The 855-nt window shown below is 36.6% G+C and carries 2 protein-coding genes; one reads left to right on the forward strand and one right to left on the reverse strand.

The annotated features are described in order from the left end of the window. On the forward strand, positions 1 to 385 hold a 385-nt coding region (locus IDG60_RS16830), incomplete at its 5' end, for a GNAT family N-acetyltransferase (protein ID WP_241013392.1). A 45-nt stretch (positions 386 to 430) separates the two neighbouring features. Here IDG60_RS16830 and IDG60_RS16835 read toward each other — a convergent pair. After that, on the reverse strand, positions 431 to 855 hold a 425-nt coding region (locus IDG60_RS16835; protein WP_481906104.1), incomplete at its 5' end, for an MDR/zinc-dependent alcohol dehydrogenase-like family protein.

Raw genomic sequence — 855 nt, forward strand, 5'->3', positions numbered from 1 at the left:
TGATATTCCGACTTGCGAGGATTATTGCGCATTAAGGATTAACGCAGGTATGAGTCCAAAGACGCGCGAAGCAGCTGAAAAAGGATTACCTAATGCCTTATTTACAGTAACCTTGTATGATAAAGATCGGTTAATTGGTATGGGTAGAGTGATTGGCGATGGCGGAACTGTTTTTCAAATTGTTGATATTGCTGTTTCGAAAAGTTATCAAGGTCAAGATTACGGCAGTCTAATTATGGAACATATTATGAAGTATATTAAAAATGTATCTGTCGAAAGTGCATACGTTAGTCTGATCGCAGACTACCCAGCGGATAAATTATATGCAAAATTTGGATTTATGCCTACCGAACCAGATTCAGGCGGTATGTATATCAAATACTAAATTAAAAAAGACATCTCGCATAACGGGATGTCTTTTTCATGAATACTATTTATCTACACCGAAATCGATAACAATGCGGCCTTTATTTTCATGATTAATTACTTTGTTAAGTTGTTCTGGAAGTTCATCAAATGTAATAACTTGCTTGATCTCATGTAAATTTTCAGGCTTTAAATCTTTTGCGAGACGACGCCAAACGCGCTGTCTTAATTTCATAGCAGTAAATACTGAGTCAATTCCTAAAATGTTTACGCCTCTTAAAATGTGAGGGAATACAGAATTAGTATAAGTATTGCCGGCAGTCATACCAATAACTGCAATTGATCCACTATGATTTAAACGTTTTGTAACATAATTAATACCTTCGCCACCAACAGGGTCTACACAAGCTTGCCAAGTTGATGATGCGAGTGGCTTTTTATGATCATCTTCAACAGGAAGTCGATCGATAACTTCTTTGGCACCAAGTT

This window comes from Staphylococcus sp. EG-SA-2 (assembly GCF_017152085.1).